Genomic DNA, 13,128 nt, shown 5'->3' on the forward strand with positions numbered 1-13,128 from the left:
ATACCATGACGACTGTATCGCAGACCAAGCAAACTTCCACGACTACCCGCGCCAGCTGGGTCTCCGTACCCGGCTGGCTGCGGTGGGGCGCGCTGATTGGTGTGGTGCAGATACTGGCTATGCTCTCCTACGCGCCCCTTGGCGTATCGACCGCTTACCCCCAACTGGTGGGATATGTTCTTGACCGGCTATCGCCGGGGTTTGCTGAACGGCAGCCTTACCTGCAAGAGGTAGGCGCCAGAATCGGCTGGGAGGTGATGCTGGTTCTGGGCATGTTTCTCGGGGCGATGCTCGCTCACTGGCTCTCCCGTCGGGCGAACGCCCAACCCGCGGCTGCGCCAGTGGTGGTGATCCGCGGCTTTGAAGGTAGCCCCGTCCGCAGATGGCTGCGCGCCTTCATGGGGGGCTTTCTCATCTTGTTTGGCGCGCGGCTGGCGAACGGTTGTACCACTGGACATATGCTCAGCGGTATCGCACAGATGGCGGTGAGCGGGTTCCTGTTCGGGGCGGTCGCCTTCGCCACCGGACTGCTCGTCGCCAAACTGCTTTTCCGAGAACCAACAGGAGGTGCAACACCATGAACGAGAAATGGCTGGGCTTGATGTTCGGTCTGGCTTTCGGTTACGCGCTGTATCGAGCGGGGTTCTCCCGATGCAATATCGTGCATCGAGGGTTGTGGCTACGCGACTTCACGATGCTGAAGGTGATGCTTACTGCCATCGCTGTGGGGCTGGTCGGCAGCGCGGTGCTGGACGTGCTGATGCCGGGTGCGATACACTTTAAGGTGAAGTCTTTGCACCTGTGGGGTATCCTCGCAGGCGCGGCAGTGTTCGGCGTTGGCATGGCGTTAGGCGGCTACTGTCCTGGCACGGCGCTTGTAGGCGCAGCCAGCGGAATACGAGAAGGCATAGCCACCCTATTTGGGGCACTAGCGGGGACGGTGGCGTTTATCTTTGCTTACCCATTGCTGAAGCCAGTCTTCTTTGAGGTGGCAAACTTCGGGAAGGTCACCCTGCCATCGCTGACAGGACTACCTGCGGTGGTTCTGGCATTGGGCATCGGGGCGTTGCTGATGTTTTTGGTGGCGGTGCTATCTCGCATGGAGCGTGCGCATCGCGAAAGGTCAGGCGCGTAGTGAAACCATGAGAACGGAGAAAGAGGAGGCATCATCACGTGCAAACAACCGCGAATGAACTGAAGCTGGTGAGACGGGAAGATAAGAAGGAGCTGCAGGACCGCCTGGCGCGCATTGAAGGGCAAATCCGCGGCATCCGTGAGATGATCGAGCGCGAGGAGAGCTGCGAACTGGTGGCTCAGCAGCTAGCGGCGGTACGTGAGGCATTGAATAAAGCCTTCGCCCACATGGTCGCCAGCACCATCCAGCACAACTGCTCGGGTGGTCAGATGGCAGACCCGGCGGCACAGGCGAAACTGCTCTCCCTTGTGCGCATCCTGATGCGGTATTCATAGGCGCGATGGCTCCGCACTGACGCCTGTGTTCTCGTCGGTCGCAGCATAGGGGCGACTGCCCCGCTGGCGTAGTCTAAGCGCAAGAGACGGCTGTGGTGTGGGCAGTGCCAATCCGCACAGGTCGATTACCGATGTCTGCTCGCGCACCTGAAAGCAAACGGGAGCAACCCGGTCTTCAGCCTAAACCGCTCGCCCCTACGATTTGCCCCAGCGCGATTCCCCCGTCGTTGGGAGGGACGCGCTGATGCCAGTAGGGGCGAAACCCTTCCTCACGCAGGCGTTGCACTGCTCGCCCCGTCAGGTAGGCGTTCTGGAAACAGCCGCCGCTCAGCGCGATGCACTCCACACCCGCCCGCTTCAACACTGCGACCATCATCTCGACAAGCATGTTGTGGAACCTGGCGGAAATCCAGCCGACAGGCACGCCAGCGGCTACATCCAGCAGCAGTTCAGGTAGCATCGGACGCCAGTCGAGGATGACTGGCGCGTCGGACGAGGTCTGGTCTACCGCGAAGGGGTAACTCTCATCCGTCGTCACGCCGTGCAGACGGAACTCCAGCTCCATCGCTGCCTGCCCTTCATAGTTCACCACCTGCCGTAAGCCGACGAGGCAAGCCACCGCGTCGAACAACCTGCCTGCGCTGGTGGTGATAGGGGCGTTGATGCCACGTCGGAGCATTTGGCTCAAGGCGGCGAGTTCTTGTTCCGTAAATACGCCCCGTAGCGTCTGGAAAGCCTGTTCGCCATAGCGCTCGTAAAGCACTCCCAGCGCAGAGCGGCGCGGCTCCTTGATGGCGCGGTCGCCGCCAGGCAGGCGGAAAGGACGCAGATGGGCAACCCTTTGCCAGCCACCCTCGTGGATAAGCAGGAACTCGCCGCCCCAGATGGTGCCGTCGGTACCGTAGCCCGTGCCGTCCCACGAGATGCCCAGCACTGGCGGTTCCAGCTCGTTTTCCGCCATGCACGACAGGATGTGCGCTACGTGGTGCTGAACGGGCACAACAGGAATGCCCATCCTGTGCGCCGCCTGCGTGGAGAGATAGTCGGGGTGCATGTCGCAAGCGACCGCCTGTGGCTGGTGCTCCCACAACTCTTTCACATCCCTGATGACGCGATGGAACGCCTCCAGTGCCTGCGGTGTCTCCAAATCGCCGATGTGCTGACTGATGAACACCTGATTGCCCACGCTCAGGGCGACGGTGTTTTTCAGATGCGCCCCCACCGCCAACAAAGGGGGAAGGGGCTGTTTCACCAGAACGGGCAGGGGGGCATAGCCGCGCGCCCGCCGGAGTACCAGTTCGCGTCCTAACAGCACCCGCACCACCGAATCGTCCACATGGCGGGCGATGGGACGATTGTGAACCAAAAACAGGTCGGCGATGCCCGCGAGGCGATGCAAGGCTTCGCGCTCGTCGGTGCAAATCGGCTCGTCCGAGAGGTTGCCGCTGGTGGCAACCACAGGGAAACCCAGCTCGTGCATCAGCAGATGGTGCAGGGGAGTGTAAGGCAGCATCACTCCCAGATAGGGGTTGTTCGGGGCGACGGATGGGGCAACCGCCTCTATCTCCCTCCTGCGCAACAACACAATGGGCGATTCGGGCGACCGGAGTACACGCTCTTCCGCTTCGTTCACCTCGCAGTGCGCTATCACCTGCTCCAGTGACGGGTACATCAGCGCAAAGGGCTTCTCTTCCCGCCGTTTGCGCTCGCGCAGGCGTCGAATGGCGGCATCGTTGCGGGCATCCACTATCAGGTGAAAGCCTCCCAGCCCCTTGACCGCGACAATACGCCCCTCACGGATTGACTCCGCCGCCTGAAGCAACGCCTCATGGTGTCGGGCAAGGCAGCTGCCCTGCTCATCCCACAACTCGAGATGGGGTCCGCATTCGGGGCAGGCGTTAGGCTGTGCATGGAATCGGCGGTCGGCAGGGTTTTCGTACTCCTCCCGACACATGGGGCACATGGTGAACGCCTTCATGGTGGTGTTCGGGCGGTCGTAGGGCAACGCCTCCATGATGCTGTAGCGCGGACCGCAGTTGGTGCAGTTAGTGAAGGGATAACGGTAACGGCGGTCGGCGGGGTCGAAGATTTCGTGCAGGCAGTCGGGGCAGGTGGCGATGTCGGGCAGGATGAGTGCAACCTTCTCGCCGCTCTCCTCGCTGTGGCGGATTTCGAAAGCGGTGTAGCCTATCGGGTCGAGTATCGACTGCTCGAGGCTCTGGATGAAAGCGCGCGGGGGCCTGTCGCTTTCCACGCGCCGCACGAACTGCTGCAGGGTTTCCACTGGTCCCTCGACCTCGATGAACACGCCCTGCGCAGAGTTGAGTACCCAGCCTTTTAAGCCGAGCTCGGTCGCAAGGCGGTAGATAAACGGGCGAAAGCCCACCCCCTGTACCGCCCCACGAATGACCAGACGTATCCGAACCGTGCTGTGCATCGTCGAATGAAGGCGCGCACCAGGTCGTGCTGTCGAAGTATAGCAGAATCTACAAGCCTGTTTCAAACTGACTGCACACCCTCTCAGGTTGTCGAGATACCTGTCCGATAATTCAGTAGGTACTGACGCCACAGGGGCTATTTCTGGGAGATGACCATGCACACGGCTGGGGTAACAGGTTTAAGCGGGATTGTCACGGCAGATGATGTGGAGCGTTTTCTTCGAGCAAGCGACGAGATGCAACCCGAATCGTTTCGCGCTTACAAACGCGACGACAACGCATTCACTCTGCACCTCGCGTTCAAAAAGTTCGCTGTTCACCGGCGGCTCATCGTTCCGGATATTCAGGTGCGTGGCGATGCCAACGGCTGGACGATAGAGAGTGCCCCTGTGTACAATGCCTTTTGGCGGGCTGGCGGTCAGTCTTTGACCTCAGTTCTGTATGCGATTATTCAGGTGACAGCGCAGCACTTGCGCCACGACACGCTCTGGGGTGCCCATTTATCGCCTAAAGCGCAACTGCCCCCCGCGCCCCTGCCGAGCCCCGCGTGGTTTTCAACGAAAGTGATATCATCGATATTCAGAACCTCGCGCGCTGGTACAGGCAGGCACAACTTCTTTTGGAGGGAAGGAAGATTTTGAATGTGGCTGGGGGCGGAGGCATCGGTGCGAAACTATTATCCTCATGGGCAAGCCAGTGCCTGAACGTGGACTGGGACGCCACCAGTTTGCAAATCGGCTTTGAAACTTTTGACGCGCCCAACCTGCACCACTACTGGTTGGAATCCCCACTGTCGCTACCCAGTGTCATGGAAGACTATCAGCCTGATGTGGTCTGCTGGTTTCAGGGCACGGATGTTGCCCTTCTCGGGGTCATCGCCGCGGGCATGAAGGAAGGCACAACGCTGGTTTGTCCCGCGCTCCAGATGTTACACCGTGAGACGACGGAGTGGTTTGACCGATGTGAAATAACTGGAGACCTTCTGGTGTGCAGTCGCCCCAAACGGCGGACGTCCCCGGATGACCGCGTGTCCTTGAATCTCCAAGCCAATCGCTGGACGAATGGGAACTGGCAAATGCTACTTTCTCGTAACACCCTGCCTATCACCGTCAACGGGGTGCTGGGATATGCTGTGCCTGCGGATATTCAGACCCTCTACGACTCTGTGAGATATATTCGGTCAGAACATGCGGTCGTCGTGGAAATCGGCAGCTTTTGTGGGCTGTCCGCGTGCATCTTCGCGCACAGTTTGAGACGGCATGGTCTGACCGGGCAGGTCTTCTGTATCGACCTGTAGGACACCTACGTCGAGATGAACCCAAGTGCGAAAGAGACGGGCTTTTTCGCTTACAAAAGTGGACAGCTTCGCCAGCTGTTTGACCATTATACCAAGACGGCGGCGGCAACGGGCATTATCCCGATATGCGAAGGCAGCGCGCAGGCGTGGAGACGGTTCTCCGATGAAACCATCGACCTGCTGTTCGTCGATGGTGACCACTCGTACGAGTGATGCCTGAACGACCTGCGGAACTGGTATCCGAAAATGAAGCCGCAGGGCATCATCGTAGGGCATGACTACGATTGGGACACTGTGCGGGCAGCTGCCCAGCAGTTCGCCCGCGAAAAGGGATTGCGGTTTTTACCGTCTTCGACGCAAACCATGTTTTTGCTGCCGATGCCGCAGGCATCACCCCAGCCTGAACGTCCCTCCGCGCCCGTAGACCTGTTCGTTGCCTCGTGCGTGTAGGTGAACTGGGGGTGCTGGAAACCACGGGATCGTAGCCGCAGGGCTTTAGCCTGCGCCACCGAGTGCTCCGGACATAACGGTGCTGCCGGTCTGGTTCAACAGCCAGCCTGTCCACTCCGTCAAACCCTCACCCGTGCGGCACGAGACGCGCAGGATGGGCATCTCCGGGTTCAGCCGCCGCACGTCCCGCGTGAACTGCGCCTCGTCGAAATCCAGATACGGGATCAGGTCTACCTTGTTCAGCACAGTAACCTGCGCGGTGCGGAACAGGGCGGGGTACTTGGCGGGTTTATCGTGTCCTTCTGCCGCGCTCACCACTGCCACCCGTCGTGTCTCGCCGAGGTCGAACACGACCGGGCAGACCAGATTGCCCACGTTTTCGATAAACAGCAATTGCACGCCGTCCAGGTCGATTTGCTCCAGCGCACGCAGCACCATGGTCGCATCGAGGTGACAGCCGCCTTCCGTGTTAATCTGCACCACCGGCACGCCCAGTTTGGCGATGCGCTCGGCGTCGCGGGTGGTGTCGGGGTCGCCCTCGATGACGGCGATGTGGACTTTATCTTTCAGTTCGCGGATAGCGCACTCGATCAGGGAGGTCTTGCCCGAGCCGGGCGCACTGATGAGATTGAGCGCGACGACCCCAGCCTCTTGCAACTGCTGGCGCACCACCTGCGCGTGCTGTTCGCTTGCCTCCATAATTCGCCTGATCACTTTAATCTCCATCGGATCCCTCCATCAGTGTAATGGCGACTATCTCCAGCTCCTCGCCTGCCACCACCTCCGCACCCATCGCGCCGCAGGACGGACACTCCCAGAAAACGTCTTTCGGGCGATACTCGTTGCCGCAGACTTTGCACCGCACCTGCGCGGGAACCGTTTCCCACTGCAGGGAAGCCTCCGACAGGGGGGTATCCTGCTTCAGGATGTCAAAGGCGAAAAGGAGGGCGTCGGGCACGACCTGGCGCAGCTCACCGATGCGAAGATGTATCTGGTTGACCTTTCCGCCTCCGTTCGTCTGGACAACCTCCTGTGTGGCGCGCACGATGGCGTCGGCTATCGAAAACTCATGCATCCTCTTCGCCTTTCTGCAAGTCTAGCAAGATATAGCGTACCACATCCTCTACGGCTTTTGCGACCTCTTCGGACAAGCCTTCGCCCTCGCCAAAATCGCTGCCCTCGATGCCATAGATGACCAGTTTCTGGGGGAGCCGGTTCAGCGCATGTGCCAGGGCAAGGATTTCGTTCAAGCCCATCGCGTGTGTTGAAGAGAAGCGCATGTTTGCGGGAAGGGTTTGCGTTGAGGCGTCAAAGCGCATCACCTCGCCAGCTGCCCGCCCCGAGCGCATGGCGTCAACCACGATGACCCGGCCAAAGCCCTGCCAGATGTCCAGTACCATCGTCAGGTCGCCGGGGCACTCTATAACCTCCACATCTCGGGGTGCAAGCAGGCGGATGCGGCGAACAACAGCTATCCCCGCGCCGTCATCCCGACGATACGGGTTGCCAATACCGATGACGATGGCTTTGTGCATGGTGAGTGTCTCCCGCGTTGAGTGGCAGATGCGGTGGAACGTCTCTCCATTTGTTCACCACGCCAGCGCCTGAGACCTCTATCTGTCCAGCGTGTCGGTGGCTGGAGCAGGGGTTGGATGGGAGGAGCGCAAAGGATAGAATAGGGTTCGTCTCATTCTTCGCTGGAGGAACAAAGCGTTGAAAGGGCACCGAAGAGCGAAGGTTGTAATCGGGGTCGTGTTGCTGGCGCTGGCAGCGGGGATGGCATGGCGCTGGTGGGGGATGGGGTCTTCCCATCTGCGAAACGTGGTGTTTGCCAGCGGCACCATTGAGGCTACAGAGGTGGATGTCAGCGCAAAGGTATCCGGTAGAATCCTCAAACTGCTGCTCGATGAGGGAGATGCAGTGCTCGCGGGGCAGGTTATCGCCCTGATAGACGCCAGGGAGATTCGGGCGCAGGTTGCGCAGGCGCGGGGAGCTTATGAGGCAGCGCAGGCGCGACTGAGGGAGCTGTTGAGCGGAGCACGCGAAGAAGAGATACGCCAGGCACAGGCGAACCTCGCACAGGCGCAAGCGGCTGCAGAGGGCGCACGCCGGACTCTGGAAACTGTTCAGGAGATGTTTGCGAAGGCAACGGAGTTGAGAGCCCAGCTGGTGGGTGCCCAGACCGCTTACGAGTCCGCCGAAAAAGCCTATCGACAGGCAAGGGCGAAGCTGGAGCTGGTCGAAGCAGGGACGCGCCACGAGCAGATAGAACAGGCACGCGCCGCGGTGGAACAGGCTAAAGCACAGGCAATGAACGCCCGGCAAGATGCCGAACGTGCAGAGAACCTGTATGCCGCCGGTGCCATCTCCAGGCAGCAGCTGGATGCCGCTATCGCCCGGCGCGACAGTGCGCAGGCGACGGTCGCTGCTGCAGAGGCAAGACTGGCGGAGCTGCTTGCCGGAGCGCGAACGGAAGAGCGTGAAGAGGCTCGCGCGGCGGAGGCGCAGGCGAAGGCACAGCTGGAAGGTGCGAGGCGCAACCTGCAGGTGGTCAGGGAGCTGTACGCCGACCGCCTGCCAGCGAAGCAGCAGCTGGAGCTAGCCCGTACACAGTATCGCACTGCGCTGGAGCAGGTTGCTGCAGCAAGGGCGCGTTTAGACCTGCTGCTTGCCGGTGCACGGGAGGAAACCATTCAGGCGGCGCGAGCACAGGTGGAGCAGGCTCGCGGTGCACTGGAAGCTGCGAAGGCAATGACCGATTACTTGACCATTAAGGCGCCCTTATCCGGCAGGGTGATACTGAAGGTTGCCGAGCAGGGTGAACTGGTCACGCCGGGGATGCCCATTGTGCGCATTGCCAATCTGGATACTGTATGGCTGAAGGTGTATGTGCCCGAGCCGAATATGCGTGTCAAACTGGGCGACCGGGCGGAGGTAGCGGTAGATGCCTATCCCGGCAGGCGTTTCGTGGGCAGGGTCACCGAGATCGCGGACAAACCCGAGTTCACCCCCAGGAATGTGCAGACGAAAGAGGAGCGGGTGAAGCTGGTTTTCGGGGTGAAAATCACGCTGGAAAACCCGCGGGGGGAGCTCAAACCCGGGATGCCAGCAGACGCCACCATTTTCCTGTCCGGGGCTTCGCCATGAGCGAGTGGGCGATAGAAGCACGGGGTCTTCGCAAGACCTTCGGGCATATCGTGGCGGTAGACTCGTTGCATTTACAGGTGCGCCCGGGAGAAGTATTCGGCATCGTCGGTCCCGATGGCGCGGGCAAAACCACCACTTTCCGCATGCTGGTGGGCGCCATCGAACCCGATGCCGGGGAAGCCTTTGTTGCCGGGTTTAATGTATGCACACATCCCGAGGAAGTCAAGCGGCGCATTGGCTATATGTCGCAGCGATTCAGCCTCTACGGTGACCTGACGGTGCAGGAGAACCTGGACTTCTTCGCCGATGTCTATCAGGTGCCCAGGGAAGAGCGTCTTGCCCGGCAGAAGGAGCTGCTGGAGTTCAGCCGACTGGCTCCGTTCACAAAACGTCTGGCTCAAAACCTGTCGGGTGGGATGAAGCAGAAGCTTGCGCTGGCGTGCACGCTGATACATACGCCAGAAATCCTCTTTCTCGACGAGCCGACAACGGGGGTAGACCCCGTGTCGCGCCGCGATTTCTGGAGGATACTCTACACGCTGGTGGGCAGGGGCATGACGCTGGTGGTGAGCACGCCCTATATGGACGAAGCCGAACGGTGCAGCCGCATCGCTTTCATGTACAACGGTCGTATCATCGAGTGCGACACCCCCGATAACCTGCGCAGTCGGATGAGTGGTAATCTCTGGGAGATGATCTGCCATCCGCAGCGGCGGGCAAGGGAAATCCTTGCGCAACTGCCCGAGGTGAAGAGTGTACAGGTGTATGGAGAGCGTCTGCATGTCTGGCTGGAAGGTATCCGTACCGGGTTCCAGCCCCTGCAGGAGATTCTGACGCAATCCGGCATTCAGGTGGAGCATATTCGGCAGGTTGTAGCCGGGCTGGAGGATGTCTTTGTGTCCATTATCGAGAAGCAGCGGCAGGAAACGCGATGAGCGAGTGGGCTGTTGAGGTTCACGGGCTGACCAAACGCTTCGGAAGTTTTACGGCGGTGGATGGTATCACCTTCGCGGTGAAGCGCGGCGAGGTTTTCGGGTTTCTGGGTCCCAATGGCGCGGGGAAGTCCACCACCATCCGGATGCTGTGCGGTATTATCTCGCCGACCTCCGGCACAGGAACCGTTGCCGGGCTGGATATCCGCACACAGTCCGAACAGATTAAAGCGCGCATCGGTTACATGTCCCAGAAGTTCTCGCTGTATGAAGACCTGACCGTTTCGGAAAATATCGATTTTTACGCAGGGGTCTACGGGGTGTCTGCCGAGCGGCTGGCGAAACGGAAACGGTGGGTGCTGCAGATGGCTGGTCTGGAAGGGCGTGAACAGAGCCTGACCGGTGAACTGCCAATGGGCTGGAAGCAAAGGCTGGCTCTGGGATGCGCCATTGTGCATGAGCCGGAGATACTTTTTCTGGACGAACCCACATCAGGAGTAGACCCCATCTCCCGACGGCAGTTCTGGGACCTGATTGACGTGCTGGCAGGAGAGGGCGTTACCGTGTTTGTCACCACGCACTATATGGATGAGGCGGAACATTGCAACAGGCTCTGCCTTATCTATCGGGGCAGGATCGTGGCGATGGGCACGCCCGCCGAGCTGAAGACGCACTACTCGTCGGGAAAGCTGATGGAGGTTGAGGTAGAACCGCAGATGGCTGCACTGGAGAGCCTGCTGAACGACCCGGCGGTATACGATGCAGCGGTTTTCGGCAGGCGACTGCACGTGGTTCTGCCAGCGGATGTGGATGCCGCAGGGCATGTCAGACAGCAGCTGGAGAAGGAAGGCTTCCGCATTATCTATCTGGATGCGGTAGTGCCCTCTCTGGAAGATGTGTTCGTTTCGCTGGTGGAGCAAACCGATAGAGGACTGGGAGAGGACGGCGTGTAGACATGTGGACGCGAATTCGCGCAGTGATGCGCAAAGAGTTCATTCATGTCCTCCGTGACATACGCACGCTGGCGGTGGTTATCGTGCTACCGGTGCTCATGCTGATTCTTTACGGTTACGCGATCAATCTGGATGTGCGTCATCTGCGCACGGCGATTCTGGACGAAGACAGAACTTCCGCTTCACGCGAGTTCATTCGCTCTCTTCAGCACAACGAGTACTTCGACATCGTGCTGTATCTGGACAGGCCGGAGCAGGCAGATATGGTGCTTGCACGTGGCGGAGCGAGGCTGGTTTTCGTGATTCCACGAGGGTTCGGACGTGATGTGGCTTCGGGCAAGCCGCCGCAGGTGCAGGCGCTGATTGACGGCTCCGATTCCACCACCGCCACGATTGCCCAGAGCTACGTATCGGGATTCCTCCAGACAATCTCCGTCGGTTACGCACGGCGACAGGCTGCTCGTGCCGGGTTGCCTGTGGAGCGACTGGCAATGCCCTTCGATTTACAGCCGCGCGTGTGGTACAACCCCGAAATGAAGAGCACCTATTTCATCGTGCCGGGGTTGATTGCCGTCATCTTGATGCAGATTTCCGCACTGCTGACATCGCTGACCATTGTGCGCGAGCGCGAGCGGGGGACGATTGAGCGGCTGGTAGTTTCGCCCATCATGCCCCACGAACTGATGATAGGCAAAATCGTACCGTATGTTATCATTGCTTTCGCGGACGTGTTGCTGGTGCTGGCAGCAGGGCGGCTGCTGTTCGGTGTGCCATTAAGGGGTAGCGTCGTGTTGTTGCTGGTGCACTCGGCAGTTTTTCTGTTCGCATCGATGGGTATCGGCTTGCTGATTTCGGTGATAGCGCGCACGCAGCTGGTAGCGTTTATCGCTGCGATGCTGGGCACAATGTTGCCATCGGTGCTGCTTTCCGGTTTCATGTTCCCTATCAGTGCAATGCCGCAGGTTCTGCAATATCTCACCTATCTGATACCGGCTCGCTATTTCATCGTGATTCTGCGCGGCATTTTCCTCAAGGGAGTGGGACCCGAGGTGCTATGGAAGCCCGCCCTGTCGCTGATTGCCTTTGGGCTGATTGCTATCGCTGTGAGCGTGCGCCGATTCCAGAAGAGGTTGTGAGGTAAGGGTATGTCCTGGCAGCGGATTCGGCATCTGATACGTAAGGAGTTCATCCAGCTGCGGCGCGACCCGAGGATGTTGCGGCTGGTCATAATTGCGCCCGTTGTCCAGCTTATCATTTTCGGCTACGCGGTCAACACCGATATCAAACATATCCCCACCGCTGTCATCGACGCCGATAGAAGCCGTGAGAGCAGGGAGCTGGTCGCTCGCTTTAGCAACACCGGCTATTTCGAAGTGGTTGCCGTGCTGGATCGCCCTCAGGACCTTGTGGCTCTCATGGACAGCGGCAGGGTGCAGGCAGGCGTACACATCCCCCGGGGCTTTGCAAGGAGACTGGTGCGTGGCGAGAGCGCACCGCTGCAGGTTATTATGGACGGCACGGATTCTACAACTGCAGGCGTGGTACTGGGTTATGCGTCTGGCGTGCTGAAGAAGTACTCGGAAGAGGTGCTGAGCGAGAGATTGCAGAGGCTGAGCACGCAATGGATACGCCTGTCCATCATTGAAGAGCGTACGCGCGTGTGGTTCAATCCCGAGCTCAGAAGTGTGAACTATATGGTGCCGGGTGTGCTGTGTACCATCCTGCTGGTGGTCACCATGGTGTTGACCTCCATGGCGATTGTGCGGGAGCGCGAAGTCGGCACGCTGGAGCAGATTATCGTCACCCCCGTTCGGTCAACGGAGTTGATGGCAGGTAAAACTATCCCTTTTGTGCTGATTGGGTTTGTGGATATCGTGCTGATTCTGCTGGTAGCCATGTTCTGGTTCCGCGTGCCTTTACGGGGAAGCCTGTTGCTGCTTTTTGCGCTGGCGCTCGTCTTCTTGCTCACCACACTGGGACTGGGGCTATTTATCTCCACAGTATCCCACACACAACAACAGGCGATGATGACTGCTTTCTTTATTATGCTGCCTTCCATCTTGTTGTCGGGCTTTATGTTTCCCATCGAGAACATGCCGCGAGTTATCCAGTGGGTAACGTATCTTATCCCCCTGCGTTATTTCCTGAACATCGTTCGCGGCATCTTCCTCAAAGGGGTCGGGATAGAGGTTCTGTGGGGTGACGCATTGATGCTGCTGGTGCTGGGGCTGATACTGTTTGCCATGGCAAGTTTACGCTTTACAAAGAGGCTGGAGTAGGGTAGTGTACCGGGTTCCGTCGGTGCGCTTCGTGGTGACCATCATCTGGAATGTGAGCATCCTCGTCAGCGGAGTCCCACCTGAGCTCACCGCACGCGGGAAGGGGAGACAGTTCGGCGGGAGCCTCGCCCCCGCCGGAAGTAACGAGATGCACGTTTAGTG

17 protein-coding genes are annotated in these 13,128 nt (G+C 59.4%); 13 read left to right on the top strand and 4 right to left on the bottom strand.

All coding sequences use genetic code 11. The features are described from left to right. The first annotated feature begins 5 nt into the window (after positions 1 to 5). The 3 genes from K6U75_11215 to K6U75_11225 are packed head-to-tail and all read left to right on the top strand — an operon-like array spanning position 6 to position 1,470. Positions 6 to 581 carry a YeeE/YedE family protein gene (locus K6U75_11215; protein MCL6475607.1) on the top strand — a complete coding sequence of 192 codons (576 nt, stop codon included), beginning with the start codon at positions 6 to 8 and terminating at the stop codon, positions 579 to 581. Continuing rightward, complete coding sequence (locus K6U75_11220) at positions 578 to 1,135, top strand: YeeE/YedE family protein (GenBank protein ID MCL6475608.1); 558 nt, start codon at positions 578 to 580, stop codon at positions 1,133 to 1,135. Before K6U75_11215 ends, K6U75_11220 begins: the two co-directional genes overlap by 4 nt. A 59-nt stretch (positions 1,136 to 1,194) precedes the next feature. Then, the gene (locus tag K6U75_11225) at positions 1,195 to 1,470 is read left to right on the top strand and encodes a metal-sensing transcriptional repressor (protein MCL6475609.1); all 276 of its coding nucleotides are present in this window, start codon (positions 1,195 to 1,197) and stop codon (positions 1,468 to 1,470) included. Between the two features lie 175 nt (positions 1,471 to 1,645). On the opposite strand, the gene hypF is transcribed toward K6U75_11225, so the two are convergent. After that, positions 1,646 to 3,907, bottom strand: coding sequence for a carbamoyltransferase HypF (hypF, locus tag K6U75_11230; protein ID MCL6475610.1), 2,262 nt, complete (start codon positions 3,905 to 3,907; stop codon positions 1,646 to 1,648). A 150-nt stretch (positions 3,908 to 4,057) separates the two neighbouring features. Here hypF and K6U75_11235 point away from each other — a divergent pair, with 150 nt between their 5' ends. From K6U75_11235 to K6U75_11250, 4 genes are read left to right on the top strand one after another with little or no spacing between them, the layout of a single operon-like run. Further along, positions 4,058 to 4,549: a hypothetical protein gene (locus K6U75_11235; GenBank protein MCL6475611.1), complete on the top strand. Its 492-nt coding sequence runs from the start codon at positions 4,058 to 4,060 to the stop codon at positions 4,547 to 4,549. Further along, positions 4,546 to 5,205 (top strand): class I SAM-dependent methyltransferase, encoded by a 660-nt coding sequence (locus K6U75_11240; GenBank protein ID MCL6475612.1) that lies wholly within the window; start codon positions 4,546 to 4,548, stop codon positions 5,203 to 5,205. Before K6U75_11235 ends, K6U75_11240 begins: the two co-directional genes overlap by 4 nt. Positions 5,206 to 5,220: 15 nt before the next feature. Next, a complete protein-coding gene (locus K6U75_11245; protein MCL6475613.1) occupies positions 5,221 to 5,418 on the top strand; it encodes a class I SAM-dependent methyltransferase in 198 nt (65 codons plus the stop codon). Between the two features lie 33 nt (positions 5,419 to 5,451). Next, positions 5,452 to 5,655: a hypothetical protein gene (locus K6U75_11250; GenBank protein MCL6475614.1), complete on the top strand. Its 204-nt coding sequence runs from the start codon at positions 5,452 to 5,454 to the stop codon at positions 5,653 to 5,655. Between the two features lie 45 nt (positions 5,656 to 5,700). Here K6U75_11250 and hypB read toward each other — a convergent pair whose 3' ends face one another. The 3 genes from hypB to K6U75_11265 are packed head-to-tail and all read right to left on the bottom strand — an operon-like array spanning position 5,701 to position 7,190. After that, positions 5,701 to 6,381, bottom strand: coding sequence for a hydrogenase nickel incorporation protein HypB (gene hypB / locus K6U75_11255; GenBank protein ID MCL6475615.1), 681 nt, complete (start codon positions 6,379 to 6,381; stop codon positions 5,701 to 5,703). After that, the gene (hypA, locus tag K6U75_11260) at positions 6,371 to 6,730 is read right to left on the bottom strand and encodes a hydrogenase maturation nickel metallochaperone HypA (GenBank protein ID MCL6475616.1); all 360 of its coding nucleotides are present in this window, start codon (positions 6,728 to 6,730) and stop codon (positions 6,371 to 6,373) included. Before hypA ends, hypB begins: the two co-directional genes overlap by 11 nt. Beyond that, entirely contained in the window at positions 6,723 to 7,190 is a 468-nt protein-coding gene (locus K6U75_11265; GenBank protein MCL6475617.1) for a hydrogenase maturation protease, read from the bottom strand. Before K6U75_11265 ends, hypA begins: the two co-directional genes overlap by 8 nt. Before the next feature lie 178 nt (positions 7,191 to 7,368). On the opposite strand from K6U75_11265, the gene K6U75_11270 reads away from it, so the two are divergent. From K6U75_11270 to K6U75_11295, 6 genes are read left to right on the top strand one after another with little or no spacing between them, the layout of a single operon-like run. Then, positions 7,369 to 8,802 carry an efflux RND transporter periplasmic adaptor subunit gene (locus K6U75_11270; GenBank protein MCL6475618.1) on the top strand — a complete coding sequence of 478 codons (1,434 nt, stop codon included), beginning with the start codon at positions 7,369 to 7,371 and terminating at the stop codon, positions 8,800 to 8,802. After that, a complete protein-coding gene (locus K6U75_11275) occupies positions 8,799 to 9,737 on the top strand; it encodes an ABC transporter ATP-binding protein (protein ID MCL6475619.1) in 939 nt (312 codons plus the stop codon). Before K6U75_11270 ends, K6U75_11275 begins: the two co-directional genes overlap by 4 nt. After that, positions 9,734 to 10,687, top strand: coding sequence for an ABC transporter ATP-binding protein (locus K6U75_11280; GenBank protein ID MCL6475620.1), 954 nt, complete (start codon positions 9,734 to 9,736; stop codon positions 10,685 to 10,687). Before K6U75_11275 ends, K6U75_11280 begins: the two co-directional genes overlap by 4 nt. A gap of 2 nt (positions 10,688 to 10,689) precedes the next feature. Next, a complete protein-coding gene (locus tag K6U75_11285; protein ID MCL6475621.1) occupies positions 10,690 to 11,823 on the top strand; it encodes an ABC transporter permease in 1,134 nt (377 codons plus the stop codon). Between the two features lie 9 nt (positions 11,824 to 11,832). Continuing rightward, complete coding sequence (locus tag K6U75_11290) at positions 11,833 to 12,966, top strand: ABC transporter permease (GenBank protein MCL6475622.1); 1,134 nt, start codon at positions 11,833 to 11,835, stop codon at positions 12,964 to 12,966. 4 nt (positions 12,967 to 12,970) lie between these two features. Beyond that, positions 12,971 to 13,126, top strand: coding sequence for a hypothetical protein (locus K6U75_11295; protein MCL6475623.1), 156 nt, complete (start codon positions 12,971 to 12,973; stop codon positions 13,124 to 13,126). The last annotated feature ends 2 nt before the right edge of the window (positions 13,127 to 13,128 follow it).

The sequence above is a fragment of the Bacillota bacterium genome (genome assembly GCA_023511455.1).
GTDB lineage: Bacteria > Armatimonadota > HRBIN16 > HRBIN16 > HRBIN16 > HRBIN16.

What these genes read in the sequence shown, in the direction of transcription:
- hypB (MCL6475615.1), bottom strand. Translation starts at nt 6,381, where the DNA reads ATGGAGATTAAAGTGATCAGGCGAATTATGGAGGCAAGCGAACAGCAC.
- K6U75_11245 (MCL6475613.1), top strand. Translation starts at nt 5,221, where the DNA reads ATGAACCCAAGTGCGAAAGAGACGGGCTTTTTCGCTTACAAAAGTGGA.
- K6U75_11250 (MCL6475614.1), top strand. Translation starts at nt 5,452, where the DNA reads ATGAAGCCGCAGGGCATCATCGTAGGGCATGACTACGATTGGGACACT.
- K6U75_11235 (MCL6475611.1), top strand. Translation starts at nt 4,058, where the DNA reads ATGACCATGCACACGGCTGGGGTAACAGGTTTAAGCGGGATTGTCACG.
- K6U75_11285 (MCL6475621.1), top strand. Translation starts at nt 10,690, where the DNA reads ATGTGGACGCGAATTCGCGCAGTGATGCGCAAAGAGTTCATTCATGTC.
- K6U75_11220 (MCL6475608.1), top strand. Translation starts at nt 578, where the DNA reads ATGAACGAGAAATGGCTGGGCTTGATGTTCGGTCTGGCTTTCGGTTAC.
- hypA (MCL6475616.1), bottom strand. Translation starts at nt 6,730, where the DNA reads ATGCATGAGTTTTCGATAGCCGACGCCATCGTGCGCGCCACACAGGAG.
- hypF (MCL6475610.1), bottom strand. Translation starts at nt 3,907, where the DNA reads ATGCACAGCACGGTTCGGATACGTCTGGTCATTCGTGGGGCGGTACAG.
- K6U75_11290 (MCL6475622.1), top strand. Translation starts at nt 11,833, where the DNA reads ATGTCCTGGCAGCGGATTCGGCATCTGATACGTAAGGAGTTCATCCAG.
- K6U75_11280 (MCL6475620.1), top strand. Translation starts at nt 9,734, where the DNA reads ATGAGCGAGTGGGCTGTTGAGGTTCACGGGCTGACCAAACGCTTCGGA.
- K6U75_11265 (MCL6475617.1), bottom strand. Translation starts at nt 7,190, where the DNA reads ATGCACAAAGCCATCGTCATCGGTATTGGCAACCCGTATCGTCGGGAT.
- K6U75_11275 (MCL6475619.1), top strand. Translation starts at nt 8,799, where the DNA reads ATGAGCGAGTGGGCGATAGAAGCACGGGGTCTTCGCAAGACCTTCGGG.
- K6U75_11215 (MCL6475607.1), top strand. Translation starts at nt 6, where the DNA reads ATGACGACTGTATCGCAGACCAAGCAAACTTCCACGACTACCCGCGCC.